This window comes from Brumimicrobium glaciale (genome assembly GCF_004152935.1).
Taxonomy (GTDB): domain Bacteria; phylum Bacteroidota; class Bacteroidia; order Flavobacteriales_D; family Crocinitomicaceae; genus Brumimicrobium; species Brumimicrobium glaciale.
The window spans coordinates 269,358-295,113 of the sequence record NZ_SETE01000001.1 but is presented as its reverse complement, the minus strand read 5'-3'; the positions used below and the strand labels follow the sequence as shown (position 1 = coordinate 295,113).

Here is a 25,756-nt window from a genome sequence, read left to right as displayed (position 1 = left end):
TTCAACTTACCCTTCTAATTTTTAGCTAAATAAGACTTTTTAGATCAAAAAATACCATTTTACGAATTCTAATAATTAAATTTTCCAACCCTTTTAAGCCAAGGAGATCTTATTTAGAATTATATAATGTTGTATGAAACATTCGATTTATATAGATTTTCAAATGAATAGAAAAATACGGAATTAGACAATCTTAAAAAATGGGTTTAATGTTTGATAGAAAAAACATCAACAACAATTAAATAGTTGCAGAAATTCGATACTTAGAAATAAGCGGTACAACAGAATTCATTAGCTTTACTTTTTTAAAATCAGATGAGAAGAACATATATTACTTTATTATTAACAGGACTTCTGTTTAGTCTAACAGGTTGTTTTGAACTTATTGAAGACACGACTTTAAATAGTGACGGTTCTGGAAGCTACAAATTAACTATCAATTTGAGTGCAAGCACAACCAAGGTAAATTCACTTATGGCGATGGACAGCATAAAAGGTACAAAAGTTCCTTCTCGTTCAGAACTTCAAACGCAATTACAGAGTTACATGAAAAACCTCAACACCAAAGAGGGAATTTCTAATGCAAAAGCAGTTTTAAATACTGAAAACTGGATTTTGAATCTGAATGTAGATTTTGAATCTTTGGCTTCACTACGAAAAGGAATGATTGCTTTATCTGAGGATATCAATAAAAAACCAGCCAATGAAAAGGTCAATAATATCATTTTGAGTTTTAGTGAAAATGTTTACAAAAGAAAAATAGGAACCTTGATCCCTGCTGATTGGCGAGAGAAAGTACGTAAAAATGAAGATTTCGCTTTATTAAAGGATGGGAAATGTGTTTTTATTCAACGCTTTGATAAAGAAATAATCAATGTAAGTTCTGAAGATGTTCGAATTGCAAAAAGCAAAAAAGCAGCCATGTTACAACTTACTCCTTTAATGTTGGTGAACACTCCAGAAAAGATAGATTATATTATTACTACAAAACGTTAAAGACTTAATTTTTAATAAATAAGTAAGTCTTTTTTTACTTAATTTCGCAGCATAAATTAGAATATAAAATGAGAGAATTTATTACCGCACTACTTTTTATTGCCATTACTGTTTCTTTAAAAAGTCAAGTCAATCAAATGGTTTCCGATTCCGCATATTTCGTAATGGAAATAGATCTGGGAAAAGTTGTGAAATCGGTTCCTTTAGAAGAAATCAATAAATTAGAATTCGTACAGTCTTTAATGAAACAGTTTGGCGATGAATCAAACAAAATCAAGGACCTTTCGAATCTAGGAGTTGATTTTTCATCAAAGTTAATTGTCTTCAACCTAGACAGAGAAGCTTATTCATCTGTCTCAGTGATCGTACCTTTAAAGGAAAGACAAAAATTCCTTAAGTTATTCCCTTTAAATCAACAGAAAGTCTTAGAGAAAAACGGTTCCATTGTAAGAGATGAATTGATTATTTCTCTCACAGAATCTACTTGTATAATGAGCATGGTTAAATGGAGCAACGATTTCTTCCGTGAAAAAACCAGAATGATTTTTGAAGAAAATGATTGGGAACTTCCAGACAACTATTACTATTATGATCAATACGATTACATAGAAGATGACTTTTATGGTGTGGAAGAAGCTGAAGAAACAATTGAATATGAAGAAAATTATATTGAAGAAGAGTATGAAGAAGCTGTCGAAGTAGAATCTATTGATGATGCAGGAGAAGATTATTACGAAGAAGAGGAAATCATTTCTGAATATGAAATTCTGCAAATGGAATTGGAGAATAAATTTCAACGCATTATGGACTCCATTACCACAATTGAGAAATCAAAAATTGTAAAACATCATGTTGGTTTAATTAATAATCCAAAAAACAATCTTCATTCAACTGATGAATTATATAGAAAAGTGAGTAGTCAAAATGCAGACGCTAAAATCTATATGAATCCGCTAATGAATATTAACTTGATGAATGACTTCATGTATTATCCGATCAGAGACTACATGGAAGATGAATTGAAGGAAATGAGACAATTTGCATTCATCAACTTCACACCAGAAGGAATTGAATTGGATTGGAAAATTCAAGTTTCTGATAATCTTGGTGCGATTATGAAAGCAGCTTCATCTAAAAAATTAGATAAAAGACTCTTGAAATACATACCAGATTATGCTCAAGGAATTGCTTTGTATAATGTAAATGGATTTGGTGCTTATGAGAAATTCAAAGAGATTTATATGCCAAAACTAGATGAGTCAGACAATGCTGAAATGCTTTTGGCCTCTGCGATTTGGTCAACAATGGATGAATTCATCGATGTGGAAGCAGTAGCATCTGTTTATCCTCCAAAAATATTGGTCTCTTATGCTGGATTTAAAGAAGTGGAACTTTCAAGAGTAACTTATGCTTATGATGAGGAGTCATTTGAATATACTGAAGTCGACACGACCTACATGGAAAAAATTCCAATGATGACATTTGTTCTATCTAATGAACGCGCCTATCTTTTAAAGAAATACTTGAAAGCATTCCAAAAATTAGAATCAGAGAAAGTTATAAATAACGGAACTTATTATACTATCGTTGATGGACCAATGCAATTAGGAATTCCTTACCATATCGCTATTAAGGATGACATTATCATTATTACAAATGACGAAAGCGTTGTTTTAGAACATTTGGATGGATACTCCAAAAAAGCATTTGACCGCAAGATATACAAGAAAGCTAAAAAAGCTAAAATGTTTTATGCACATATCGATTTCTCTACAATCGCAAAAGATGTTTCTGATTTAGGATTGATTTATGACAATGATAAATACATGAGATTATTTTATGATAAAACAGGGAAAGTAGATGTTGAAATGACTTCGATTTCTAAAAATCAAGCACATTATAAAGTAAGTATAAACACCAACGAAAAGTATGAAAATGGTGGGTATTTCTTATTTGAATTAATGAATGCTATTTACTTATACAGTAAATAAAGCGTTTTCTAAATGGCTAAAAAAACTAAAGTCACCATCGCTGCTCTAGCTATTCTGATCGGAATGGTGGCTTTAATTTTTTACTTTTCTAAACAAAAGAAAGAAGAGCAATTTCAACTTATTGATCATGTTTCGGAAACTGACATTGCTTATCACGCTAATTTTATTGAACTCTTAGATGAAGCCATTCAATACAATTCCAAAGTTGAGAAAAGCATAACGAATAATATTGCATTAAGCGAGATTAAAAGCACACTGCTGAAATCAGGATTAAAATTAGAAAAAACCTATTTTACTTTTTCTATTTCAGAAGAAAAGTATAGCTCTTTTTACATGGAAATAGTTGATTCATCTCTTTTTGAAGATGCTTTCACGAAACTCTCCAGTTTTTTTAATATTAAACCTTTAAAGGAAAAATCTAATCTATATATTTCCGGAAACACAGCCATAAGTGCAGAAAAACATCCTAAATACATAAAACTAAATTTTGGAAACGGTGCTTTGAATGCTTTATCAGATAAAAAATCAAAGCCAGGTTTATTCTTTAAAAAGCTCCTTGAAAAATCAAATTTTGGAATAATAAATACTACTGGAACTCCTCATATTGATTCAACAGATTACGCTACTTTTTTCTATAATTACAATAATGATTTAAGCTTAACAATGGATTGGAAAGTTGCCAAAAATCATCCGATTCAATTTAATTCAGAAACAGGAATTGAAATTTATCCAACACGAAAAAAGAATGTACAAGCATTTATAAATTTTGATAAGGAACATCTTATTTCTACGATTAATCCATTCCTAAAGGATAAATCTACTCTCATATTAGCTAAATTACCAGCAGTTGCAAAAGAACTACTAGAACTGTGGAATGGAAAAACTTCAATTCAAATGGGTGGTAAATCAACATATGAAACTATTCAAATCATTACAGAGTTTGATGATGATTTTAATCAAGTGGAAAAGAAAATTGTGAAAATAGACAGCATTCCCGATGTTGGAATATACTGGGGAAGTAATCAACCCGCTGAAAGTTTAGCTTTAATATACCAGCTACCAAATGTGAAATCTGATAAAGATAAAATGCAGATTGCTTTATTGCCTTCATTAAATACAAAAACAGAGAATAACAGTATAAAAGCAAATACACAAAAAAATGATTTCAAAAATCAAGAATTAAAGCAAATCTTTTACTTGAATGTTAATATCCCAGGAATCATTGGTGAATTAAAAGCAGAAAAAACGAGTGAGAACAATCTTCGTCTTCAACTAGTTTTGAAAGACTGGAATGCACTTAGAAATCCAAAAAGTTTGAGTATTTCTAGTTTTTGGTAGAAGAATAAGTATAAAAAAAGTTTTATATGCCTATCGAAATCTTTACCAGTAATTTAATAATTTCACCATTATTGCCGAAAAAATGGTAAGCGCTGTAATGGCACGCCGATGACACTGATGCAAGCAACGCGGATACTCACGGATTTTTCACTTATGGTGAATTCGGATAAACGCAGATTGCTAGGGGTCATTAATATTAACCGTTTTCTTACCATTAAGTTAAATCACACCTAATTTCTTAAGAAAACCTAGGATGTGGTAAAAAACGAAAATATAATTCTAGACTTACTGGTAAAGTATCGGATAAGCATAAAGTTTCAAACCTACTCTCCATCCGGTAAAAACAAACGTTTCAATTCTGTTGCGTCTTCTGGTTTCATTTTATCTGCAAGAATTAAACTCAATTGTTTTCTTCGCAAAGCACCATCGTAACGTTCTTTTTCTTCTTCTGTTTCTGGCACAAGTTGAGGAACAGTAATCGTTCCACCATTTTGATCAACAGCTACGAAAGTATAAATAGCTTCATTGTGTTTTTTGCGTACGCCTGAAACTTGATTTTCTACGTAAACATCAATGATAATTTCCATCGAACTATTAAAAGCACGTGAAATATTTGCTTCCAAAGTCACCACATCCGACTCTCTAATTGGAGAACCAAAAGAAACACTATTTACAGAAGCCGTTACCACAACTCTTCTGCTGTGTCGCTGTGCAGTAATTGCCGCTGTAACATCCATCCAACCCAAAAGCTGACCTCCAAATAAGTTCCCATGAGGATTAGTATCATTAGGCAATACAATTTTCGTTGTTACAGTCGTAGATTCTTTTGGAGTTTTTGTTTTCATCGGATGTTATTTTTGACAAAATTAATACAAGCTAGAGACTTATAGGTTAAAGAAAGATAAATAATTGGGTAAAATCTTTAGGATGGAAGTGTTATTCACATTCCATTTCTATAAAATCATTCACCACTTTCACATATTTTCAAAGAATCCCTTTAACTTTGCTCATCATGAGTTATACCGTATTAAAAGCATTGCACATTATTTTTATGGTCAGCTGGTTTGCTGGACTATTCTACATCGTGCGTTTATTTATTTATCATACCGAAGCACAAGACAAAGGCGAACAAGAAAAACAGATTCTTGGTAATCAGTTTAAGATAATGGAGAAAAAACTGTGGTGGATCATCACTACTCCAGCAATGATTTTGACGTTGCTTTTCGGAATTTGGATGCTTATTATAAATCCTGCATTATTAAAAATGCCATGGATGCACCTCAAGCTTACTTTCATTGTTCTGTTACTTGTCTATCATTTCAAAAGTCAAAGAATCATGAAGAAAATGGACAAAGATATTTTTACTTGGAATTCTAACAAACTGCGCTTATGGAATGAGGTAGCCACTTTGGCTCTTGTAGCTATCGTGTTTTTGGTGGTTATGAAAAACAGTCTCAATTGGATTTACGGAACAGTAGGGTTTTTCGCAGTTGCCGTAGCTTTGATGATTGCAATAAAGATTTACAAACGATACAGAAAAAAATAGAATGACATATATAGATACCCACGCCCATCTTTACGTAGACCAATTTGACGAAGACCGTGATGACATGATCAAACGTGCCATTGATAGCGGAGTAACAAAATTCTTTCTTCCAAATATCGATATGGATTCCATTCCTAAAATGGAGCAATTGGTCAAAGATTATCCAGGCACATGTTATTCCATGATGGGAATTCATCCTTGTGATGTTGCCAAAGAATGGGAAAAGCAATTAGAGGAAGTTAAAACACATTACAAGAAAGGTCAGCACATTGCCATTGGAGAAATTGGTATCGATTTGTATTGGGATAAGACTTTACAGAAAGAACAAACGGAATCTTTTCGAGCACAAATTAACTGGGCTAAGGACGAAGAATTACCAATCGTAATTCATTGCAGAGATGCATTCGATGAAATATTTGAAGTCTTGGATCAAGAAAATGATGAACGATTATTTGGCGTTTTTCATTGTTTTACTGGAACTGAAGAACAAGCAAATCGCATTCTTAATTACGGAGGATTTAAATTGGGAATTGGTGGCGTTGTGACATTCAAAAATAGCGGAGTAGATAAAGCAATTCAAAATATTGATTTGGAACATATCGTTTTAGAAACAGACGCTCCATATCTTGCTCCAATGCCGTTTAGAGGAAAAAGAAATGAAAGTTCATACATTCCTTATATCGCAAAAAAATTATCGGACATCCATGGAATTAGTGAAGAAGAAGTGGGCAGAATTACCACTAAAAATGCATTGGAAGTCTTTAAAATAAAATCGTAATTATGAAGCAGTCGAAGGTTTTATTGATCTACACAGGAGGAACAATTGGAATGATTGAAGATCCAGAAACGGGTGCATTAATGGCTTTTGATTTCGATCATTTAAGCGACCAAATACCAGAACTTTCCCGTATCAACGCAGAATTGAAAGTGGTTTCTTTGGGTGAGCCAATTGATTCTTCTGACATGAACCCAAAAATTTGGCAAGACATCGCTCAAAAGGTAGTCGATAATTATGAATCGTTTGACGGTTTTGTTGTTTTGCATGGTTCCGACACTATGGCTTTTACGGCTAGTGCTTTGAGTTTTATGCTGCAAGGAATCAGGAAACCAGTTATTTTAACAGGATCTCAATTGCCAATTGGAACGATTCGAACAGATGGGAAAGAGAATTTGATTACATCGATAGAAATAGCTGCATCAAAAATTGAAGATGAAAGTATAATCCAAGAAGTTGCTATTTACTTTGAATACTCTTTATACAGAGGAAATAGAACTTCAAAAGTTTCAGCGCATGCTTTTGAGGCCTTCATTTCTCCAAATTATTTAGATTTGGCATTGGCGGGAGTAGATATCAGATACAATACTGCAGCATTCTTTAAAACTAATTTACCCGAATTAGATTATAAATATAAAATGGATGATAGGGTTGCATTGATGAAAATCTTCCCAGGATTCTCGACTTCTGTTTACAAAAGTATGTTTGATTTCCAACTCGTAAAAGCGGTTGTATTGGAATCTTTCGGAGCAGGAAATGTACCGAGTAACACAACATTTTTCGAGATGATTAAATCTTATATTTCAGAAGGAGGAATTGTAATCAATATTACGCAATGTTCTTCCGGAAGTGTCTCCCAAGGGAAATATGCGAATTCAACAATGCTTAACCAAATTGGGGTAATAAGCGGCGGAGATTTAACCACAGAAGCTGCTATTACGAAGATTATGTTTTTGTTGGGGAATTATTCAGATACGAATGAAATCAACCGTTTAATGCAGGTTTCTTTGGTGGGAGAGTAAATAATTACGAATTATTAAATTACGAATTACGAATTGTAACTCGTAATTCGTAATTGATTTTTGTAATTCGTAATTCAAAAACTATTATTGCTTTATGAATTTTCGTGTAACTTGTTTGTCTCCGTTCGAAAATTTACAGAAATACAAACCCTTCTTTAAATCTGAAATATCTATAGCATTTTTAAATTCTCCGTTTTCTTGATTTAAAAAACGCCCAGCTTTTACTTGATTTCCTGTAACATCAATAATTTCTAGTTGGATAGAATTTGAATTGTCTTTTAGCGTGAAGTTGAGTTTATTGCTTGCTGGATTAGGGAATAATCTTATATCATTGTCTAAGAAATTCTCAACAATACTGAGTGAACCGAGTATTAAAGTATCTGTTTGAACTTTTAAATGTGTTGAGTCATTCTCGGTTGCACCATACCTTATAAGATTTGTATTAACCAATACTGCCGTTAAATTAGTGTCTACATTTATAAAATTTATTGATGTAGTATCATAAGCATTGCAACCTAATAGTGTCCAAAATGCTCTCGTATCAAAATATAAATCTATCGATATAACATTATTTATTTTAGAAACTATGACCGTGTCTATTCTTGGGCAAGAACTACCAGACCCATATGAAAACCCTACTTCAGAAAATAATTGAAGATTATTGCCTTGAATTTGATAAGTATAATTAGCTCCTAGAAAACCAAATTGTCCAAAAGAACTTGTTGAAATGGTAAGAAGTATTGTTATGATTGTATATTTAATTTTACTTTTCATGATGTAGTATGTGATATAAAAATAATACACATTTTTTGAAAAACCTAAAAGAAATTTAAAACACTTGTCGTTTACTTTTATTATATCGACTAATAATCAGATAGTCCTAAGAAAAGAAGGGATAATTGACAATGGATATTTTGCAATGGATAGATTAAGAATTAAACTTGCCAAGGTTCATCAATTAATCATTCCTCATTCGCAATCCCACATTTTTCATTTTTCATTTTTCATTTTTCATTTTTCATTTTTCATTTTTCATTTTTCATTTTTCATTTTTCATTTTTCATTTTTCATTTTTCATTTTTCATTTTTCATTAAAAAAAAAGCCGCCAAGACTTAAAGTCTTGGCGGCTTTTTTTTTTAATGAAAGTTGACTAACGGATCCCGTGTCTTCTTAATTTTCTATTGTCAATTACGTTTGCTGATTCAATCAGTGCAGTACGGAATTGGTTTTCTACAGTTGTTTTATTCTGAGATTTGATTTGCTCAATTTCAGCTGAATAATCTGTTGTTTCAGGTGCAGATGTTGTTTGATCAACACGCAGTACGAACACTCCGTTAGAACCTTTAACAGGCACTGAAGTTTCTCCGTCTACTAATCCAGAAAATGCTGTTCCGATAATTTGTGGCTCACGTCCAACAGCAACATTACTTGCTGAGAAAGTTAATCCTTCGCTTTCAAGTTTAGCTCCCATTTCGTTTGCCAATGCTTGAAGATCATTTTCCTTACCTAACATTTGATCGATTAAGTAATTCGCTTGTTTCTCTTTACGTAACTCAGCACGCATTGCGTCTTCAACTGTTTCCAGTCTTGGTGTACCTGCTTCAATAACATCAGAAATAAAAGCTACAATAATACGGTTGTTATCACGAATTGGTGAAGAACTAATTGTTCCTGCTTTATTTCCTTCATCGTAAGCAAGACGTAAAATACGACCTTCAGCTAATTCATTAAATCCTGTTACAGTAGGCTCTTCATCTTGAATTGTAGAAAATCTAACTGTATATCCTTTTCCAACTGCATAAGCGTCAAAAATTGAGTCTCTTGCTTTATTTGATTTCCCTTCAAACTTATCATCTAAATCATAAATGTAATTTGATGCTTCACTGTTTACTTGGTCAGCTGTACTTTTAGTTGCTTCAATATTTTTGATGATATCTGCAAGAATAGGACGTTTTGTAGCTTCACGCTCCATAACCTCAACAATGTGAATTCCGTAAGTTGTTTTTACAGTTCCCATAGTTCCGATTGGCTTGTAGAAAGAGAAATCGTTAAATTCAGGAACCATTTGTCCTTTAGGGAATTTTTCATATTTCCCACCATTATTTACAGATCCTGGATCTTCACTAAATTCAGTTACCATTTCTTCGAAATTATTCTTAGAACGAATAACCTTCATTATGCTGTCTGCTTTTGTTTGAGCTGCTTCGAATTCTTCTGGAGAACCTGCATTCAATAAAATATGACGAACAGTAGCTGTTTTTTCTTCACCAAATCCTAAAACCTTAGAAATTTTAGCTCCGTTTTGACCAACATAAGGTCCTACAACATCACCAACATTAGCGTTTTCAATTTCTGAAGCTACAGAAGCTGGATAAGTTGGCCCTTGTTGACCATTTCCTTCTGGCTTAGCCATAGAAGTTGAATCGTTTGCATATCTTTTAATATCACTAAAACGCAAAACAAAAGATGAATCATTCTTAGCAGCTGCAAATTTTGGTTTCAATTTCTGCAAACGGTCAAATGATGCCATTGAATCTTCTTTACTTGGATTCACTGGAAGTACGAAATAAGCAATCTTACGACTCGCCTTTTGATTGTACTTTTTATCCTTTTTGTGCGCATCAAAGTATTTCTTTACTTCTTCATCAGTTGGTTCAGCAACTGCGTCATTTGGAACTTTTGTAAAGCTCTGGTAAACGTAAGATACATTCTTAACTGTTTTCTTAGCGTTATATTCGTGCTTACCTTCCAATGTTGTCGTATGAACACCAGCAGTTAAAAGTGCATTGTACTTTTCTTCTACTCTCACTTGCGCAACGTAGTCCATTAAGTCTTTATACTGTTTAGCACTTCCTGCTTCAGGAGATTCTCTTAATTGATCTAAAGCTTGACGCAATTGATCTGGAGCAAATTCACCTGTAATAGAATCTGTAAATTGAGTTGAGATTGAAGAAGGTTTATAACCATTCGAACCATATAAAATGTTCTCTAATTCATACTCGTCAACAACCAATCCAATTTGCTTGTACTCCTTTCTCATCAATCCATCGATGATTGAAGTTTGCCAAGCCTGTCTTACCGCATTTTTGTCATCTTCCTCAGTAAATCTTACTTGTTGTGTAGGATTTTGCTGTTGCTTATTTTGCATAATGTTATTACGCGCATTGTTTAAGAATAGATTATACTGTTGTTCATCGACTTTTTCGCCGTCAACAGTTCCTATTCCATATACATCTTCCTGAGGACCATTTCCTCCGAAATTGAAGTCACCAATGATGAATGCAAGCATTGCAATACCAACTACTGCAATCAAAAGCCACGATTTCTCGCGTATTTTTCCAATTAAAGCCATTTTTTCTGTTTAATTTAAGGTTGCGAATATAATATTATGAATCAAAATATGAAAGGATAAATGAGCATATAATTTCTTTCTTACTGATTTGTAATAATCTTCAAGCGAATAATTTCAATTCTACGGTCAGAAACCGCCTCAATTCTCATGCTATAGTTTTCCAATTCGAGAATCGTTCCTTCTTCTGGAATCGACTCTAAGTAGTGTAAAACAAGACCTCCCAAGGTTTCATACTCGCTTGATTCATCTAAATTAAAATCATAGACTTCATTTAAATGATCAATATCTTGTCGTGCTGAAAATAAATATGTCGTTGCATCAATTTGTTGCTCTAATAATTGATCAACATCATGTTCGTCTTCAATATCTCCAAAAATCTCCTCTACAACGTCTTCAATTGTGATTAATCCGGATGTTCCACCATATTCATCTACGACAATTGCGATATTTCCATGTTGTTTAGCAAATAACTCTAATAAGTCTTTTGCCAAAACAGCTTCTGGAACAAATGCAATTGGAATTAAAACTTCTTTAATTCGATTTGGCTTTTTGAACAATTCAAAAATATGCACATAACCGATGATATTATCAATGGTATCTCTGTAAATCAATATTTTTGAAAGTCCAGTATCAATAAATCGATTTTTCAAGTCTTCAATTGAAGATTCTATATCCATCGCTACAATATCCGTTCTAGGAATCATGCAATCACGGGCTTTTATATCAGAAAAACCAATTGCATTTTGAAGGATTTGCATTTCATTATCTAAATCATTTTCATCCTCCATACGCTCATTTAAGTCACGCACGTAGTCATCTAAATCGATTTTTGAAAACACCATTTCCCCACTTTTCACATCCATTCCAAATAGACGCAACAATCCATTACTGATTGTCATTGTGAAAATTGTTAAAGGATAAAGTAGTGCATAAATTAATGCCAGAGGAAAAGAAAGGAATTGTAAAACCCTATTTGGATTAATTTGAAAAGTAGCTTTTGGCAAAAACTCTGCAGTTACCAAAATCAATAAGGTAGATAAAATAGTTTGTATTAAAAGAACAGCCACCTCACTTCCGCCTACTAAAGGTGAAATCCATGGCTGCATTAGTTGAGCCATCCAAATTCCATAAACAACCAATGCGATGTTATTCCCCAACAACATAGTTGCAATGAAACGACTATCTTGTTTTACAAAGTTTGAAAGTACTTTCCCTGAAAAAGTTCCTTTTTTATTGTCCAATTCAATTTTTAATCGATTGGCAGTAATAAAAGCGATCTCCATACCTGAAAAAAAGGCTGAAGCGGTAATTGCGATAACGATGACGATTATACTCGACGGATCCATATATTATATTAGGTACTAAATTTAGAAAAAAAATTGGCTATAATAAGTCTTGACCAATATCTTTTCGATAGTACGCTCCTTCAAACTCAATATTTTTAATTGTTTCGTATGAATTTTCAATTGCAGATTCTATGTCTTTTCCAAAAGAAGTAACAGCTAGTACTCTTCCTCCGGCTGTTATTACTGCGGGTCCATCAGAAGCTGTTCCTGCATGAAATATCAAACTTTTATTCGCTGCATTTAATCCGTAAATCATTTTTCCTTTTTGATATGCATCTGGATAGCCTCCAGAAACCATCATTACAGAAACTACACTTCTTGGATCAAATTCAATATCTCTTTCAGATAACGTTTTTGTTGCTACTCCTTCAAATAAATCCACCAAATCTGATTTCAAACGAGGTAAAATTACTTCCGTTTCAGGATCGCCTAAACGACAATTGTATTCAATTACATAGGGTTCGCCAGCAACATTAATTATTCCAATAAAAATAAAACCGTTGTATTCAATCCCATCAGATTTCAACCCTTTTACTGTAGGAACAATAATTTGATTGTAAACTTTATCAGAAAATTTTCCTTCTGCGAATGGTACAGGAGAAACCGCTCCCATTCCACCAGTGTTTAGCCCCGTATCACCTTCACCTATTCTTTTGTAATCTTTTGCTTCTGGAAAAACTTTAAAACCATCTCCATCTGTCAAAACAAAAGAAGACATTTCCATTCCTTTTAAGAATTCTTCAATGACAACTTTTGCTCCAGCTCCACCAAATTTATTATCCAACAACATGGAAGAAAATTCTTTTTTAGCTTCATGTAAGTCTGGGAGAATCAAAACTCCTTTTCCAGCCGCTAAACCATCTGCTTTTAAAACATAAGGTGCTTTCAAACTATCCAAGAAAGCAAAACCTTCCTTAATAGTTGCTTTGGTAAAAGTTTTATGCTTTGCAGTTGGAATATTGTGACGGTTCATAAAGTCTTTTGCAAAATCTTTACTTCCCTCCAATTGTGAAGCCTCTTTATTTGGTCCAATTACCGCAACATTTGTAAGTGCTTTGTCAGCTTTGAAAAAATCAGCAATACCAGCTACCAACGGCGCTTCTGGTCCAACAACAACCATATTGATTTTTTTATTTAAAACGACTTTTTTAATCGCTTCAAAATCACATGGATCTAGTGAAATATTTTCACCATACTCTCTCGTACCCGCATTTCCAGGGGCAATATATAAAGATTCCAAGGTGCTACTTCTTGATAATTTCCAAGCTAAAGCATGCTCTCTTCCACCTGAACCTAAAAGTAATATATTCATTGTTTTGTATTTGGGATGCAAAGTTAATATTTCATGACGATAGAAGAGAATAAGTTTAAACTTTTCCCGTTATTTACTTCGTAAAGTATACAAAGTCATTAAATTTGGAGACGAATTGAATAATTTAGTTTGTTACAGCTCATGTTTTAAGCTGTTTAGTACCTAGTTGGAGACAGATACTAGACACACTAGCGTAAAACAATTGCTAAAAAAGAACCCCGTGTTATTATGAAAAGTTTCTATTTCCTGTTTACCCTTATTGCAACTGTTCTATTTGCAACGTCTTGCAGCCAGTCTAAAAAAGTTGAAATTGAAGATTTATCGTCGCTAGATACTGTTGTAATAAAAAAGGACTTACTTTTTGGATTTGATTTAGACAAATATGACGTAGAGTTTGACACTGTGGAACAAGGATGGACTTGGAACAATATATTTGAAGCGTTTGAAATAAATCAATATACTATAAACACTACTGCTGAACGATTAAAAGACAGCTTATTAGATGTGAAATACATTCTGGCGGGAAAACCGTTTATGACTTTTAGACCAAAAAGTGATACCAGTAGTGCACCAACTTATTTAGTTTACGAACCAGATGTTTTTTCATATATAACTTTCGATTTTAATAATGAAATTGTCGGAATTCGAAAAGAAGTTCGTCCAGTAGAAATTACAGAAAGAATGGTAAGCGGACAAATTGCCCAAAACTCTAGCTTATCTGTTGAATTAGGAAAAAGTTTTGACAATTACATGATGACCGCTGCAATCTCGGATGCTATAGAAGGAGTTTACGCTTGGAGTGTCGACTTTTTCAAATTACAAGTAGGAGATAAGTTTGTAGTATTTTATGATGAAAAAAGTGTTGATGGAGTTCCTTATTCAGTAGATAAAATCAAATATGTTTGGTTTGAACATGCCAATAAAGGACTTTACGCATTCAATTTTACAGATTCAACAGGAAACGTTTCTGGATTCTATGATGAATTGGCCAACGAAATGAAACGTCCATTTTTGATGTCGCCACTGAAATTCTCCCGCATCAGTTCTGCTTTTAACATGAACAGATTGCATCCAATTTACAAAACAAGAAGACCACATTTAGGAACCGATTATGCCGCACCAACTGGAACGCCAATTCTTGCAACAGCAGATGGAACTGTTTCTAGAGCATCAAGAAGTCGTGGAAACGGTATTTATGTAAAAATTAGACACAACAAAACTTACGATACGCAGTATTTGCACATGAGTAAAATTGCAAATGGAATCCGAAACGGAAAAAGAGTTCGACAAGGTGATGTGATTGGATATGTTGGCTCAACAGGAGCTGCAACAGGGCCTCATGTTTGCTACCGTTTTTGGAAAAATGGAAAACAAATCAATCACCGTTCAGAGAAATTCCCTAAATCAGAACCGATGAAAGACGAAGTTAAACCAGAATATCTAGACTTTATTTCTCCATTTAAGGAAAAGTTAGATGTTGAAATATTGAAATTAACGGTTACTCCAATTTTGGAACCTGAAGCATAACCATGCTACTTTAAGCCAAAAATGCAATAGATTTGGATGAGAATAAAATTCTAGAGATTTAGAAAAAAGACATTTAAAGAAAAGACATTAGAAAAAAAGACAATAGAAGTTAGACATAAGATCCAGAGTGAAAAATCTAATGTCTAAAATCTGTTTTTAGATACCAATAAAACAAGCAAGTGAAAGTTATAATAGTTGGAGGAGGTTTGTCAGGCATAAGCTTGGCGCATCAATTAGAAGAAAAAAATATTTCATTTCGAATAATCGACGAAGGAATAAACCACAGTACAAAAGTTGCTGCTGGAATGATTAACCCAATGACTTTTCGTAGAATGATAAAAACCTGGAAGGGTGATGAATTAATTCCAACATTATTGGAATTCTATCCAGCAATGGAAAAGAAAATTCAAAACAAATTCTTCTTTCACAGGAAACTTCGTCGTGCTTTTAATTCCCAGCATGAACGCGATTTATGGATGGAAAGATTAGATGATGAAGAGTACAATGACTACATCAATCCGCCAGAAAGTGAAGAAAATACCCCTAAACATTTAAAAGCCCCCTTTGGAAATGGATTTTTAGGTACACCAGGATATATTGATGCGAAAAAATTCATGGAATACAATCATAATTATCTGGTTGAAAACAATTTACTAGAATATTCAAAGTTTGATTTTGATGAACTAGACTACGAAGCAAAAACTTACAAAAACGAAGAATATACACACCTCATCTTTTGCGAGGGTTTCCGCGGAGAGGATAATCCATTTTTTGGTTATTTACCTTTTAGTAATGCAAAAGGAGAAGTATTGACCGTAAAATCTGATGTTTTCGATAAAAATGAAATCCTCAATAAAAAATGCTTTATTCTACCCACAGAAGATGGCGATTTTAAACTGGGAGCCACCTATGCATGGTACACACAAGATCCAACTCCAACAGAAGAGGCAAAAGAAGAATTATTAGAAAATTATAAATTATTGAGTTCTGCCCCAATTGAAATCATAGGTCATGAAGGAGGAATTCGTCCAGCTGTGGCAGACAGAAGACCATTAATTGGTGAACACCCAACACATAAAGGATTATATATTTTCAATGGTTTAGGATCTAAAGGATATATGATTGCACCTTATTGTGCTATTGAATTTGTTGATTTTCTCAATGGAAAAGGCGAAATAGATAAAGAAGCTGACATCCAAAGATTTCAACGCAAGCATTTTAAAGGCTAATTTTTTAGACGAGATTTTATAGTTACAAGCCTTTTTATACTCCTATCGGTGGTGCATCAAATTACAAAGCATCAGATGCAAAAAAAATATTTCATGGAACCGAAGGAAGAAAATAACAAGTTCAAAAATAGTATTTGTTCTTTTCAATCTATGATATTGATTTTCATCTTAGATTGGTAACCCATTTTATTTTAATTATTCAAATTAAAGGTTAATTTCCATAAAATTCAAACTTACCTTCTTACCTTTGTAATTACGAATTTAAAAAAACAAAAATATATGTATCCACCAGAACTAGTTGCTCCAATGAAGGAAGATTTAACTTCAGTAGGATTCAAGGATTTAACATCTCCAGAAGATGTGGACAATATGATTAAAAATACAAAAGGAACGTTATTAATGGTTGTGAACAGCGTTTGTGGTTGTGCAGCTGGAAATATGCGTCCTGGAGTAAAAGATTCTTTAAAAGGAGAAGTAAAACCAGATGCAATGGCAACTGTTTTTGCAGGAGTAGATAGCGCAGCAACGCAACAAGCTAGAAATTACTTTTTGCCTTACCCTCCATCTTCACCATCTGTAGCAGTTTTTAGAGATGGTAAATTAGTTCATTTCTTGGAGCGTCACCACATTGAAGGTGTTACTGCAGAAATGATTTCTGAGAATTTACAAGGAGCGTACAAAGAATTCGCATAATTTTTGTTTATAATTTCCGCTAACCTCATTAGCGAAAATTCTAATTCAAAAATATTGTTCCAATTAAAGTGAATCATACACTTCATAAAATATTAAAAAAGCAATAGGAGAAATCTTGTTGCTTTTTTTTGGATTTAGAATGTAATTCCAAATGGCTCAAAACACAGTAAACGAATATCATCTAAGGACAAAGTAATTTTTACATGCGTATTTTTCACTATTTCATTATCCCAACGGAATGAATTGACTTAATACATGAGTTCTTGATAAACATTGGGCATTCTTATGTGTCGTGCTTTCAGCACTTATTGCAACACCCCTAAATCCTAACCATGGATTTATATTCATGGCTATCAAGTGGCATCCGTCAGCTGCCGGATTTTATTGCTTATTTAGAAATGATTTTCCTGTATTTTTATTTAAAATTTATAGTTTAGAAAAAGCTTTCCGGAGAACTTCTAAAAGTGAGTTAATTAGTAAAAAGTAAATCCGAACTTTTAAAACCTTAGAGGAATTGCATATAACAAATTAAGAGCTGAATTCTAACTTCTAAATCCCGAAGGGATGACACGCGTTAACCTAGGACGTAAGTCCTAGGGAATTAAAACCTATAATCCTAAAAGTGCTGAAAGCACGACACAATGGATTCAATCGGCCAATGACAAATCCCAAGCCGCTTAGACCTGACTCAAAGCATACTTTTTTCCGGGCAACGTCATCACAATTCCCCGCAATTCTAACCCCAATAAAAGTCCACTCAAAACATGACCTGGTTTTTTCAAACGCACGGAAAGAACATCCAACGAAATCTTTTCAAATTCTTTAATCGCTTTTACAATTAAAGTTTCGTCCCCATCCAATCCTTCAAACAAATTAGCTTGAATCACTTTTTCACGGTCATCTTTTTCCCATTCCATCAAGCGAATTAAATCTTTTCCGCAAGTAATTAAATGTGCCTTGCTGTTTGATATTAATTCATTACAACCCCTAGAAAATGGACGTTCAACATTTCCAGGAAAAGCAAACACCTCTCTATTATAATCATTGGCTAAAAGAGCTGTGATTAATGAACCACCTTTTGCACCGCTTTCAATCACAATTGTTGCATCTGTCATTCCGGCAACAATTCTATTGCGCTGCGGAAAATTCACTCTATCGGGCTTGGTGTTATGTGGAAATTCTGTAACCAATCCACAACCTTTCGTTTCCAACATTTTCTTTGCCAATTTCAAATGTTGATTCGGATAAATCCTATCTAAGCCATGACCTAACACACCAATTGTTGGAACACCATGTTCTAAACATTTCTTGTGCGTGTATCCATCAACTCCATAAGCCAAACCTGAAATAACCTGTACATTATAAGGAGCAATTGCTGAAATCAATTCATTGATCAATTGTTTCCCATAACTCGTCATGTTTCTTGTGCCGACAATAGCTATTGTTTTTCGGTGATTAAATTCAAAATCTCCCCGGTGATAAAGCAACATTGGCCCATCAGAACATTCTTTCAACCTTCTGGGATAATCTTTACTCGTAAAAAAGGTGGTGTCTATTCCATTTTTTTTAACGAATTCAATTATTGATTTCGCATCATTCAGCGCTTTGGCTCTATTCAAATTACGAAAACGTTCTTTAGCAAATCCTGGAATTGCAGTTCGTAAATTGAAAGAATCTTCAAATAATTTATCTTCACTGCCCAGATAGGCTAACAATACTTTTGCTTTGCGTGGGCCGACTCCTTCTAGTTGAGTTAAAGCCACTTGGTGATTAAGGTGGTTATTTTTCAAATCTTATGTTTTTAATTTAGGTCTAACTAAGATAGTAGAATTTATTCGGTAAAAGAAAGTCTTTTCCAATTTATATTTGAATTATTCATTTCTTTTCCAATTTAATTTAGTTCTGATTTTCGATTCATTTTATTATAAATAATATCTTTAACCACTAATAAAGCTCAATTTAAAGATGAAAAAACTCGCAATTATCCCTGCCCGATATGCTTCTTCAAGGTTTCCTGGAAAACCATTAATCGATTTAGCTGGAAAAACAATGATCCAACGTGTTTGGGAAGGCGTTACAAATTCCAATCATTTTGACGAAGTCGTTGTGGCTACCGATCATGAGAAAATTGCAAATCATGTTAAAGAATTTGGTGGAAAAGCAATGCTCACAAAAGCTTCGCATGAAAGTGGAACAGATCGCTGTGGAGAAGTCATAGAAAGTTATCCTGATTTCGATATTGTGGTCAACATACAAGGAGACGAACCATTGGTTGATACTGAACAATTGCGACTTTTACTTTCAGCTTTCGATGATACAAGTGTTGAAATAGCGACATTGGGTTCGCCAAAAATTTCAGCAGAAGATATAAAGGATTCAAATAGAATTAAAGTGGTGATCAATCACAAATCAGACGCATTGTATTTCTCAAGAAGTCCAATTCCGTTTGAAAGAAACGAGGAAGATTATCCATTTTTAAAGCATATTGGCTTGTATGGATTTCGTGCCAAGACATTGCAGAAGCTTGTTCAACTCAAACCCACTTCACTAGAAAAAACAGAAAGTTTGGAACAATTGAGATGGATGTATTATGGATATGATATAAGAGTGGTGGAAACCGATATTGAAACACCAAATATTGATACTCCGGAAGATGTTGATTTGGTTTTGAGGAGATTGAGAGATTAATTATGGAATGTTCCCCACATGTTAGAGTCACACGGCCGTGTGACTCTAACATGTGGGGAACATCGAATTTTCGAAGGCATATATTAATCCAAAGTTTTTCTACAAATCTGAATTTCATCAATCAAAAAATTAATCACATTTATATTTAAACTTTCACCCCTATTTTGTAACTTTTAAAATCATAAAGGGTATACCTAAAATTATTAATTTGTATCTTTGTTTCTATGACACATTTGGACGCTCTTCTCGGAACTTTACTTTTGCGCAACAATTGCGTTGTAATACCTGCTTTTGGTGGGTTTGTAGCCAATAACGTTTCTGCTAAAGTAGATGTTAAAAATGGTTTGATTACACCGCCCAGTAAAGCGTTGAGTTTCAACAAAAACTTGAGTAATAATGACGGTTTAATCATCAACCATTTAGCGAGTGAAAAGAAGATTTCTTTTGACGATGCACAAAACATTATCTCAAGAGAAGTTCAGCAGATTAAGTCACAACTAAATGAAGGAAAGCGAATTCACTTTCACAATGTTGGATTTTTATACACCAATACTGCCGGAAAAATTGCTTTCGAACAAGATCGATTCTTCAATTTATTGCTTTCTTCCTACGGATTAGGCAATGTTCAATTCATTAGCGAAGAAGAGGAAGTTGAACCAGTTTTAACTTCTCCAAGTGCAATAAACTCTAAAGAAACTGCTTTCGTTGCTCCAACTGTTGTTTTAGAAAACGAAGCAATAGAAGATGAAAGTAAAGACGAAGCAAAAGAAATTCAACATCCTGCAGTTGCTCAGAAATCATCGAGTAGTATATTTGTAAAAATAGCGAAATACGCCGCTGTGGCTGCCTTGGTTCCTTTGGCTTTTTATAGTTTCTGGATTCCGATGAAGACCGATGTTCTGAAATCAGGAATTATTTATTTAGATGATTTTAATCCATTTAACGGCGGAGAAGATTCTAAGTACCTACCTGTTATCAATAAAGAAGTGCTGACCATTGATTCTGTTCATTCTTCAACGACTTTGTCTTCAATTACTGATAACTTAAGTTCAGCAGCTCCTGTTTTTGCTTATCCTTTGGATGATGATTTATTCATTCCTGTTTGGAGAAAAAAAGAAAATGTAAATAGTGTAGAAACTACTGTAGCAAATGAAATCGTGACTGCTAAGAACAGTTACCACGCTATTGTTGGCTGTTTTAGCGACCCAACAAATGCCAATGATTTAATTACCGATTTAAAAGCAAAAGGATTTAATGCTTACGAAGTAGATGTAAAAGGTGGTTTACACCGTATATCTGCTGGAAATACAACTAAACGATCTGAGATTTCAACATTGCGCGACAATTTAGCTGCGACAGATTTGAATGTTTGGATTCTTAAAAAATAAAACCCCATAAAATTTATATTTCTATGAAAAAAATAATTGTTGTACTTGTAGCTTTATCTACAGGTCTTTTCGGCTATTCCCAAAATATTACGAACGTTGATGGTTCGTCTTATAAATTTACAGAAGTTTCTCATTTAGATGCAACACCAGTTTTATCACAAGGATATACTGGAACGTGCTGGAGTTTTTCTGCATTGTCATTTTTCGAATCAGAAATGATCAGAAAAGGAGTTGAGAATCCACCGATTTTATCTCAAATGTACATCGCTCGAAAAGCTTATGAAGCAAAAGCGGAGAATTTCATTAGAATGGATGGAAAAAGTAATTTCTCTGAAGGAGGTGCTTTTCACGACATTCCTTACGTTTTTAAAAGATATGGAATTGTTCCAAATGATGTTTATGGAGGTCTGAATTACGGTTCTGACAAACACAATCACCAACAACTTTACAAAGGTTTAAATGGATACATGGGCGGAGTTCTTGATTATGTAGACAATAAAGGAACAGCAACATTATCTAATACTTGGAAAGCCGGATTAAACGGAATTCTGGATGCTTATTTTGGTGAAGACCCAACGAAATTCACTTACGAAGGAAAAGAATATACTCCAAAATCATTTGCTGCTTCGACAAAGTTAAACATGGATGATTATGTTTCTTTGACTTCTTTCACTCATTTTCCAATGCACGAAGAAGTTCAATTAATGATTCAAGACAATTGGGCTTGGGGAAAAAGCTACAACGTTTCAATGGATGAATTGTTAGAAGCGACTGTTAATGCTGTGAAAAACGGATACTCTGTGGCTTGGGCTGCTGATGTTTCTGAGAAAGGATTCAACTTTGGAAAAGGTTTAGCAATCGTTCCAGAAGATGAAAGTACAATTCAAGTAAAAGGAAGAGATAATTCAAACTTCTCTGATGCTGGTGCAGAAAAAGTATCTGATGCGTTTATGACGCCTGTTCAAGAAATTACAGTAACTCCAGAAATGCGTCAAGAAGGTTATGACAACAAAACTACAACTGACGATCACGGAATGCACATTACAGGATTGTATACAGAAGCAAACGGAACACGTTATTTCTTAGTAAAAAACTCTTGGGGAACTGGAAACTATCCACAAGGATATCTTTATGTTTCTGAGAATTATTTCAAATTGAAAACGATTAATGTTTATCTACATAAGGATGGAGTTCCTAAAGGAATTTCTAAGAAAATCAGTCTATAAAGCCCAATATTGGCGTTGCACATAATTTTTAAAACAGTCCCATCGGCAAGCTCAGGGCATCGCATTGACAAAAGTCAACTCAGTTTTAAAAATTAAGCGCGCCTTAATCTTGAACTTTCTAGTTCAGATTATTTCGATTATCGAATTAGACAATCCAAGCATTTTGTGAGCTTTAACTAGTGTAAATTTCGCACTAGTTAAAGCTTACAAAATATTAAAAAAATAAAATGACAGTAACAAAAACATATACGATTTTAACCTTGTTAACTTTAGCGCTTTTCACTTCATGTGGAAACGGCGAAAAAAGAAATGATAACAAAGGAAAGTTAGTTGCTGACAAAGAAGATTCAGTCTATCCTTATGAGCTTTTAAAGTCTTTTGAGGATAGGCCTTTTTTCTTTTATAATGTGGAGAATTTATTTGACACCATTAATGATCCTAAAACAAAGGACGAAGATTTCTTACCTGAAAGTGAGAAACAATGGAACACTAAAAGATATTACGACAAGCTGGAAAAATTAGCCACAGTCTTAACGCATCCTTCAGAAAACAATCCGCTTTTTGTTGGTTTTGCTGAAATTGAAAATCGTTTTGTTGTTTTGGACTTAATGAAAACCGGAAGATTAGCGGAAACAAAATACAGAGTTGTTCATTATGACGCGCCAGATGTTCGAGGAATTGATGTTGCTTTTGCTTATGATCACGAAAGATTTAAGGTGATGTATGAAGAAGCGATAGATTTATCTATTGCTGGAGAACCAGATTACAAAACACGTGATATTTTATATGTGAAAGGATTATTGAAAGACAGTTTGGACTTACATGTATTTGTTAATCATTGGTCGTCTCGAAGAGGTGGAGCTGAAGAAAGTGAATACAAAAGAATCAATGCGGCGAAGGCATTATTGTACAAAACGGATTCTATTCGCAATGTAAATGCAGATGCGAAAATCATTATCATGGGTGATTTCAACGATTACCCAACAAACAATTCTATCCGTGAAACTTTAGGCGCTGGCTTGGCTTCAAATGCTACTAACTTCGTGAATCTAATGTTGCCAATGCACGAAAATGGCGAAGGAAGTTACAACTACCGAGGAGAGTGGGGAATGTTAGATCAATTCATCGTTTCGCCAAGTTTAGTTGCACCGAAAGAAGGTTTACACATTAAAGAAAGTTCAGCTTATATGGTGAATGATGACCAGTTTATGCATTTCAATAAAGCTGGAGAAAAATCTCCGAACAGAACTTATGGCGGGCCAAATTATTACGGTGGATATTCTGATCATTTGGCTATTTATGGGTTTTTGAAGGTGATTGGGGAATAGACTTCTTATCCTAAAAGCGTCTTGAGTTAATTACGAATGAAAATTCTTACTTATTAGAATTTTTAGACAATAAGATGTTAGATTAAAAGATGTTAGACATTAGACTTTTTAGCGAATATCTAAATATTGAAATAAAAACTTCTATAAACTAAACTGGATTAGATTAATTAAGTATTTAGCATTTTCTTTCGAATATTCATTAATCTTGCATTTTTAAAATCGCGATTAATGTCATTTTTCAATTCATAGGGACGATTAAATGCTTCTTGATTTACCTTAAAATGAGTAGCTAATTTTCTAATCACTTCTTTGGATAATCCTTTATGATAATTCAGTAATTTTGAAATAGTTCCTTTTGTAAGATCTAAGATATTGACTAAATCTTGCGCCTTTAAATTATTATCATTCATTAAAGATTTTAGCAATTCGATTGGATCTAAATCATCAAAAGAGTTGCGTTCTTCATCCCATTTCTCTATCAATAATTCCAGCAATTCAATTTCATCTTGGGAAGTATTGTTTTCAACAACTATTAGATTCTCCAGAATATTGCAATAATCAAAATATTGCTTCTTATCTTTTATTATAGTGTATTTTAAAATTTCCATTTTTGTTTAAGTTTGCTTTGTTACTTTAAATGTCATTGACATAGTTGCTATCAATTGGAACAAGGATGACGCTGATCTTCGACCGCAGATTTTCACAGATTAAAGAAAAGTTTTAACCGAACTCTTTGATAAAGTTATAGAAATTGTTTCACAAAAGGAAACATTCAATAAAAAATCCGCGACAATCAGCGTTGCTTGCAGTTCTGCTGAGCATTCTAAGATATAACCTAATTATTTTGCTCTTATTTTCATTCTTTTCAAAACGTTTTTCCATTTGCCTACATTGCCTGCGACGCCTTCGACAAGCTCAGTCACCGCAGTCAACGGATTACTCTTCGGTGACTAGCTTGTCCGATGCATCCGCGTCATCCGCCTTCCATTAAAGCACATACATACGCTACGTCTCCTCAAATAAAATAAACAACCATAGCATAAACGATTATCCATCCATCAATGATTCCAGAATAATACATTTCATGTCGCTTGGTTCGGCTACCCACTATTAGAATTCCTAAAACCAAATAACAGAGATAGAACAGCCACAAATGGATGACTATTGGGAAGAAGAAATATAAACTCAACGCACTTAATCCAGCGAAAACAAGTGCAATAATCTTCGCTCCTTTCACACCAAAAATCTGCGGAATAGTAGATTTAGTTTTTCCATCATATACTAAATCACGGATATCAAAAGGAACTGTTGCTGCGAGAATAAAGAAGAAAATTGACAATCCTAAACCAATTGGGAAATCTGTTGAATCTGCAATTCGCATATATGGCCAATAGACAGAAACAAGTGCCCATTGTGCTGCAATCAAATAAATCTTAGCGTAAGGAATATCCCGTAAAGCCAAAGATTTCGGATGAATTTTCATGGCATAAAGCACTCCAATCACCGCACTAAAAGCAAGAAACCAAAAATCAATATTCCATCCTAAAACGGTAAAATAGATGGTCACTGATCCAATTATTCCAATTCCAGCAAGAATTTTAATCAAAAATGTGTGCTTTTCTAACCAATGGTGACGATCAGAAGATTTTACTTTTATTTCTCCTAAGCGAAGAATACGTTGAATGTTGTAAATGAAAAGTGTTGCAAAGAATACGGTGAAGCCAATTCCGATGTAGTGAGGGCTTCCTAGTTTTACAGCACAAGCATAAGCAAGAGAACCTGCTGAAAGGCTGACTAGAATATTGCTGTAAATTAGATATTGGAGTGCTCTCATAACTAATAGACAAAATTAAGTGAATAATTTGGTTCAATGGCACGCGGATGACTCAGATATCCAAAGGTTTTTTTTACAGGCTAATGTTAAATTGTATTATAGAAAGAAGGTCTAAAGGAAATGAATTCTGAAAAATATTTGTGATTTATGCAATAAAAAATCCG

Annotated in this window: 21 protein-coding genes; 13 read left to right on the top strand and 8 right to left on the bottom strand. The window is 33.7% G+C overall.

What is annotated here, in order from left to right; genetic code table 11:
* The first annotated feature begins 315 nt into the window (after positions 1–315).
* From ERX46_RS01165 to ERX46_RS01155, 3 genes are all read left to right on the top strand, one after another.
* Complete coding sequence (locus tag ERX46_RS01165) at positions 316–996, top strand: hypothetical protein (protein WP_130091996.1); 681 nt, start codon at positions 316–318, stop codon at positions 994–996.
* Between the two features lie 68 nt (positions 997–1,064).
* Positions 1,065–2,987 carry a hypothetical protein gene (locus tag ERX46_RS01160; RefSeq protein WP_130091995.1) on the top strand — a complete coding sequence of 641 codons (1,923 nt, stop codon included), beginning with the start codon at positions 1,065–1,067 and terminating at the stop codon, positions 2,985–2,987.
* Between the two features lie 12 nt (positions 2,988–2,999).
* Positions 3,000–4,325, top strand: a complete 1,326-nt coding sequence (locus ERX46_RS01155) for a hypothetical protein (protein ID WP_130091994.1) — start codon at positions 3,000–3,002, stop codon at positions 4,323–4,325.
* 323 nt (positions 4,326–4,648) lie between these two features.
* Here ERX46_RS01155 and ERX46_RS01150 read toward each other — a convergent pair whose 3' ends face one another.
* Positions 4,649–5,170, bottom strand: a complete 522-nt coding sequence (locus ERX46_RS01150) for an acyl-CoA thioesterase (RefSeq protein ID WP_130091993.1) — start codon at positions 5,168–5,170, stop codon at positions 4,649–4,651.
* A gap of 167 nt (positions 5,171–5,337) precedes the next feature.
* On the opposite strand from ERX46_RS01150, the gene hemJ reads away from it, so the two are divergent.
* From hemJ to ERX46_RS01135, 3 genes are read left to right on the top strand one after another with little or no spacing between them, the layout of a single operon-like run.
* Entirely contained in the window at positions 5,338–5,871 is a 534-nt protein-coding gene (hemJ, locus tag ERX46_RS01145; protein WP_130091992.1) for a protoporphyrinogen oxidase HemJ, read from the top strand.
* 1 nt (position 5,872) lies between these two features.
* Entirely contained in the window at positions 5,873–6,649 is a 777-nt protein-coding gene (locus tag ERX46_RS01140) for a TatD family hydrolase (RefSeq protein WP_130091991.1), read from the top strand.
* A 2-nt stretch (positions 6,650–6,651) separates the two neighbouring features.
* Positions 6,652–7,668: an asparaginase gene (locus tag ERX46_RS01135; RefSeq protein WP_130091990.1), complete on the top strand. Its 1,017-nt coding sequence runs from the start codon at positions 6,652–6,654 to the stop codon at positions 7,666–7,668.
* Positions 7,669–7,752: 84 nt separating this feature from the next.
* Here ERX46_RS01135 and ERX46_RS01130 read toward each other — a convergent pair whose 3' ends face one another.
* The 4 genes from ERX46_RS01130 to purD form a co-directional block, all read right to left on the bottom strand.
* A complete protein-coding gene (locus ERX46_RS01130; RefSeq protein ID WP_130091989.1) occupies positions 7,753–8,442 on the bottom strand; it encodes a T9SS type A sorting domain-containing protein in 690 nt (229 codons plus the stop codon).
* 377 nt (positions 8,443–8,819) lie between these two features.
* On the bottom strand, positions 8,820–11,021 hold the full coding sequence (locus ERX46_RS01120) for a peptidylprolyl isomerase (protein WP_130091987.1): 2,202 nt from the start codon (positions 11,019–11,021) through the stop codon (positions 8,820–8,822).
* Between the two features lie 80 nt (positions 11,022–11,101).
* Positions 11,102–12,367, bottom strand: a complete 1,266-nt coding sequence (locus ERX46_RS01115; RefSeq protein ID WP_130091986.1) for a hemolysin family protein — start codon at positions 12,365–12,367, stop codon at positions 11,102–11,104.
* Positions 12,368–12,404: 37 nt separating this feature from the next.
* Positions 12,405–13,679, bottom strand: coding sequence for a phosphoribosylamine--glycine ligase (purD, locus tag ERX46_RS01110; protein WP_130091985.1), 1,275 nt, complete (start codon positions 13,677–13,679; stop codon positions 12,405–12,407).
* 228 nt (positions 13,680–13,907) lie between these two features.
* Between purD and ERX46_RS01105 the strand changes: the two genes are divergently transcribed.
* The 3 genes from ERX46_RS01105 (at position 13,908) to ERX46_RS01095 (ending at position 17,128) form a co-directional block, all read left to right on the top strand.
* Positions 13,908–15,206 carry a peptidoglycan DD-metalloendopeptidase family protein gene (locus ERX46_RS01105; protein ID WP_130091984.1) on the top strand — a complete coding sequence of 433 codons (1,299 nt, stop codon included), beginning with the start codon at positions 13,908–13,910 and terminating at the stop codon, positions 15,204–15,206.
* Positions 15,207–15,385: 179 nt separating this feature from the next.
* Positions 15,386–16,435 carry an NAD(P)/FAD-dependent oxidoreductase gene (locus ERX46_RS01100; protein ID WP_130091983.1) on the top strand — a complete coding sequence of 350 codons (1,050 nt, stop codon included), beginning with the start codon at positions 15,386–15,388 and terminating at the stop codon, positions 16,433–16,435.
* A 279-nt stretch (positions 16,436–16,714) separates the two neighbouring features.
* Positions 16,715–17,128, top strand: coding sequence for a BrxA/BrxB family bacilliredoxin (locus ERX46_RS01095; RefSeq protein WP_130091982.1), 414 nt, complete (start codon positions 16,715–16,717; stop codon positions 17,126–17,128).
* A 677-nt stretch (positions 17,129–17,805) separates the two neighbouring features.
* Here ERX46_RS01095 and dprA read toward each other — a convergent pair.
* Positions 17,806–18,918, bottom strand: coding sequence for a DNA-processing protein DprA (gene dprA / locus ERX46_RS01090; protein WP_130091981.1), 1,113 nt, complete (start codon positions 18,916–18,918; stop codon positions 17,806–17,808).
* A gap of 175 nt (positions 18,919–19,093) precedes the next feature.
* Here dprA and kdsB point away from each other — a divergent pair, with 175 nt between their 5' ends.
* The 4 genes from kdsB (at position 19,094) to ERX46_RS01070 (ending at position 23,758) form a co-directional block, all read left to right on the top strand.
* A complete protein-coding gene (gene kdsB / locus ERX46_RS01085) occupies positions 19,094–19,816 on the top strand; it encodes a 3-deoxy-manno-octulosonate cytidylyltransferase (protein WP_130091980.1) in 723 nt (240 codons plus the stop codon).
* Between the two features lie 224 nt (positions 19,817–20,040).
* The gene (locus tag ERX46_RS01080; RefSeq protein WP_130091979.1) at positions 20,041–21,204 is read left to right on the top strand and encodes an HU domain-containing protein; all 1,164 of its coding nucleotides are present in this window, start codon (positions 20,041–20,043) and stop codon (positions 21,202–21,204) included.
* Between the two features lie 23 nt (positions 21,205–21,227).
* The gene (locus ERX46_RS01075; RefSeq protein ID WP_130091978.1) at positions 21,228–22,430 is read left to right on the top strand and encodes a C1 family peptidase; all 1,203 of its coding nucleotides are present in this window, start codon (positions 21,228–21,230) and stop codon (positions 22,428–22,430) included.
* Positions 22,431–22,657: 227 nt separating this feature from the next.
* Positions 22,658–23,758 carry an endonuclease/exonuclease/phosphatase family protein gene (locus ERX46_RS01070; protein ID WP_130091977.1) on the top strand — a complete coding sequence of 367 codons (1,101 nt, stop codon included), beginning with the start codon at positions 22,658–22,660 and terminating at the stop codon, positions 23,756–23,758.
* A 167-nt stretch (positions 23,759–23,925) separates the two neighbouring features.
* On the opposite strand, the gene ERX46_RS01065 is transcribed toward ERX46_RS01070, so the two are convergent.
* Together ERX46_RS01065 and ERX46_RS01060 are read right to left on the bottom strand one after the other, a co-directional pair.
* Complete coding sequence (locus ERX46_RS01065) at positions 23,926–24,366, bottom strand: helix-turn-helix domain-containing protein (RefSeq protein WP_130091976.1); 441 nt, start codon at positions 24,364–24,366, stop codon at positions 23,926–23,928.
* Positions 24,367–24,773: 407 nt separating this feature from the next.
* Positions 24,774–25,592: a UbiA prenyltransferase family protein gene (locus ERX46_RS01060; protein WP_130091975.1), complete on the bottom strand. Its 819-nt coding sequence runs from the start codon at positions 25,590–25,592 to the stop codon at positions 24,774–24,776.
* Between the last annotated feature and the right edge of the window lie 164 nt (positions 25,593–25,756).

Excerpts from the sequence above, each read along its gene's own strand:
- ERX46_RS01165 (WP_130091996.1), top strand. The coding sequence starts at position 316 with ATGAGAAGAACATATATTACTTTATTATTAACAGGACTTCTGTTTAGT.
- ERX46_RS01160 (WP_130091995.1), top strand. The coding sequence starts at position 1,065 with ATGAGAGAATTTATTACCGCACTACTTTTTATTGCCATTACTGTTTCT.
- ERX46_RS01155 (WP_130091994.1), top strand. The coding sequence starts at position 3,000 with ATGGCTAAAAAAACTAAAGTCACCATCGCTGCTCTAGCTATTCTGATC.
- ERX46_RS01150 (WP_130091993.1), bottom strand. The coding sequence starts at position 5,170 with ATGAAAACAAAAACTCCAAAAGAATCTACGACTGTAACAACGAAAATT.
- hemJ (WP_130091992.1), top strand. The coding sequence starts at position 5,338 with ATGAGTTATACCGTATTAAAAGCATTGCACATTATTTTTATGGTCAGC.
- ERX46_RS01140 (WP_130091991.1), top strand. The coding sequence starts at position 5,873 with ATGACATATATAGATACCCACGCCCATCTTTACGTAGACCAATTTGAC.
- ERX46_RS01135 (WP_130091990.1), top strand. The coding sequence starts at position 6,652 with ATGAAGCAGTCGAAGGTTTTATTGATCTACACAGGAGGAACAATTGGA.
- ERX46_RS01130 (WP_130091989.1), bottom strand. The coding sequence starts at position 8,442 with ATGAAAAGTAAAATTAAATATACAATCATAACAATACTTCTTACCATT.
- ERX46_RS01120 (WP_130091987.1), bottom strand. The coding sequence starts at position 11,021 with ATGGCTTTAATTGGAAAAATACGCGAGAAATCGTGGCTTTTGATTGCA.
- ERX46_RS01115 (WP_130091986.1), bottom strand. The coding sequence starts at position 12,367 with ATGGATCCGTCGAGTATAATCGTCATCGTTATCGCAATTACCGCTTCA.
- purD (WP_130091985.1), bottom strand. The coding sequence starts at position 13,679 with ATGAATATATTACTTTTAGGTTCAGGTGGAAGAGAGCATGCTTTAGCT.
- ERX46_RS01105 (WP_130091984.1), top strand. The coding sequence starts at position 13,908 with ATGAAAAGTTTCTATTTCCTGTTTACCCTTATTGCAACTGTTCTATTT.
- ERX46_RS01095 (WP_130091982.1), top strand. The coding sequence starts at position 16,715 with ATGTATCCACCAGAACTAGTTGCTCCAATGAAGGAAGATTTAACTTCA.
- kdsB (WP_130091980.1), top strand. The coding sequence starts at position 19,094 with ATGAAAAAACTCGCAATTATCCCTGCCCGATATGCTTCTTCAAGGTTT.
- ERX46_RS01080 (WP_130091979.1), top strand. The coding sequence starts at position 20,041 with ATGACACATTTGGACGCTCTTCTCGGAACTTTACTTTTGCGCAACAAT.
- ERX46_RS01075 (WP_130091978.1), top strand. The coding sequence starts at position 21,228 with ATGAAAAAAATAATTGTTGTACTTGTAGCTTTATCTACAGGTCTTTTC.
- ERX46_RS01070 (WP_130091977.1), top strand. The coding sequence starts at position 22,658 with ATGACAGTAACAAAAACATATACGATTTTAACCTTGTTAACTTTAGCG.
- ERX46_RS01065 (WP_130091976.1), bottom strand. The coding sequence starts at position 24,366 with ATGGAAATTTTAAAATACACTATAATAAAAGATAAGAAGCAATATTTT.
- ERX46_RS01060 (WP_130091975.1), bottom strand. The coding sequence starts at position 25,592 with ATGAGAGCACTCCAATATCTAATTTACAGCAATATTCTAGTCAGCCTT.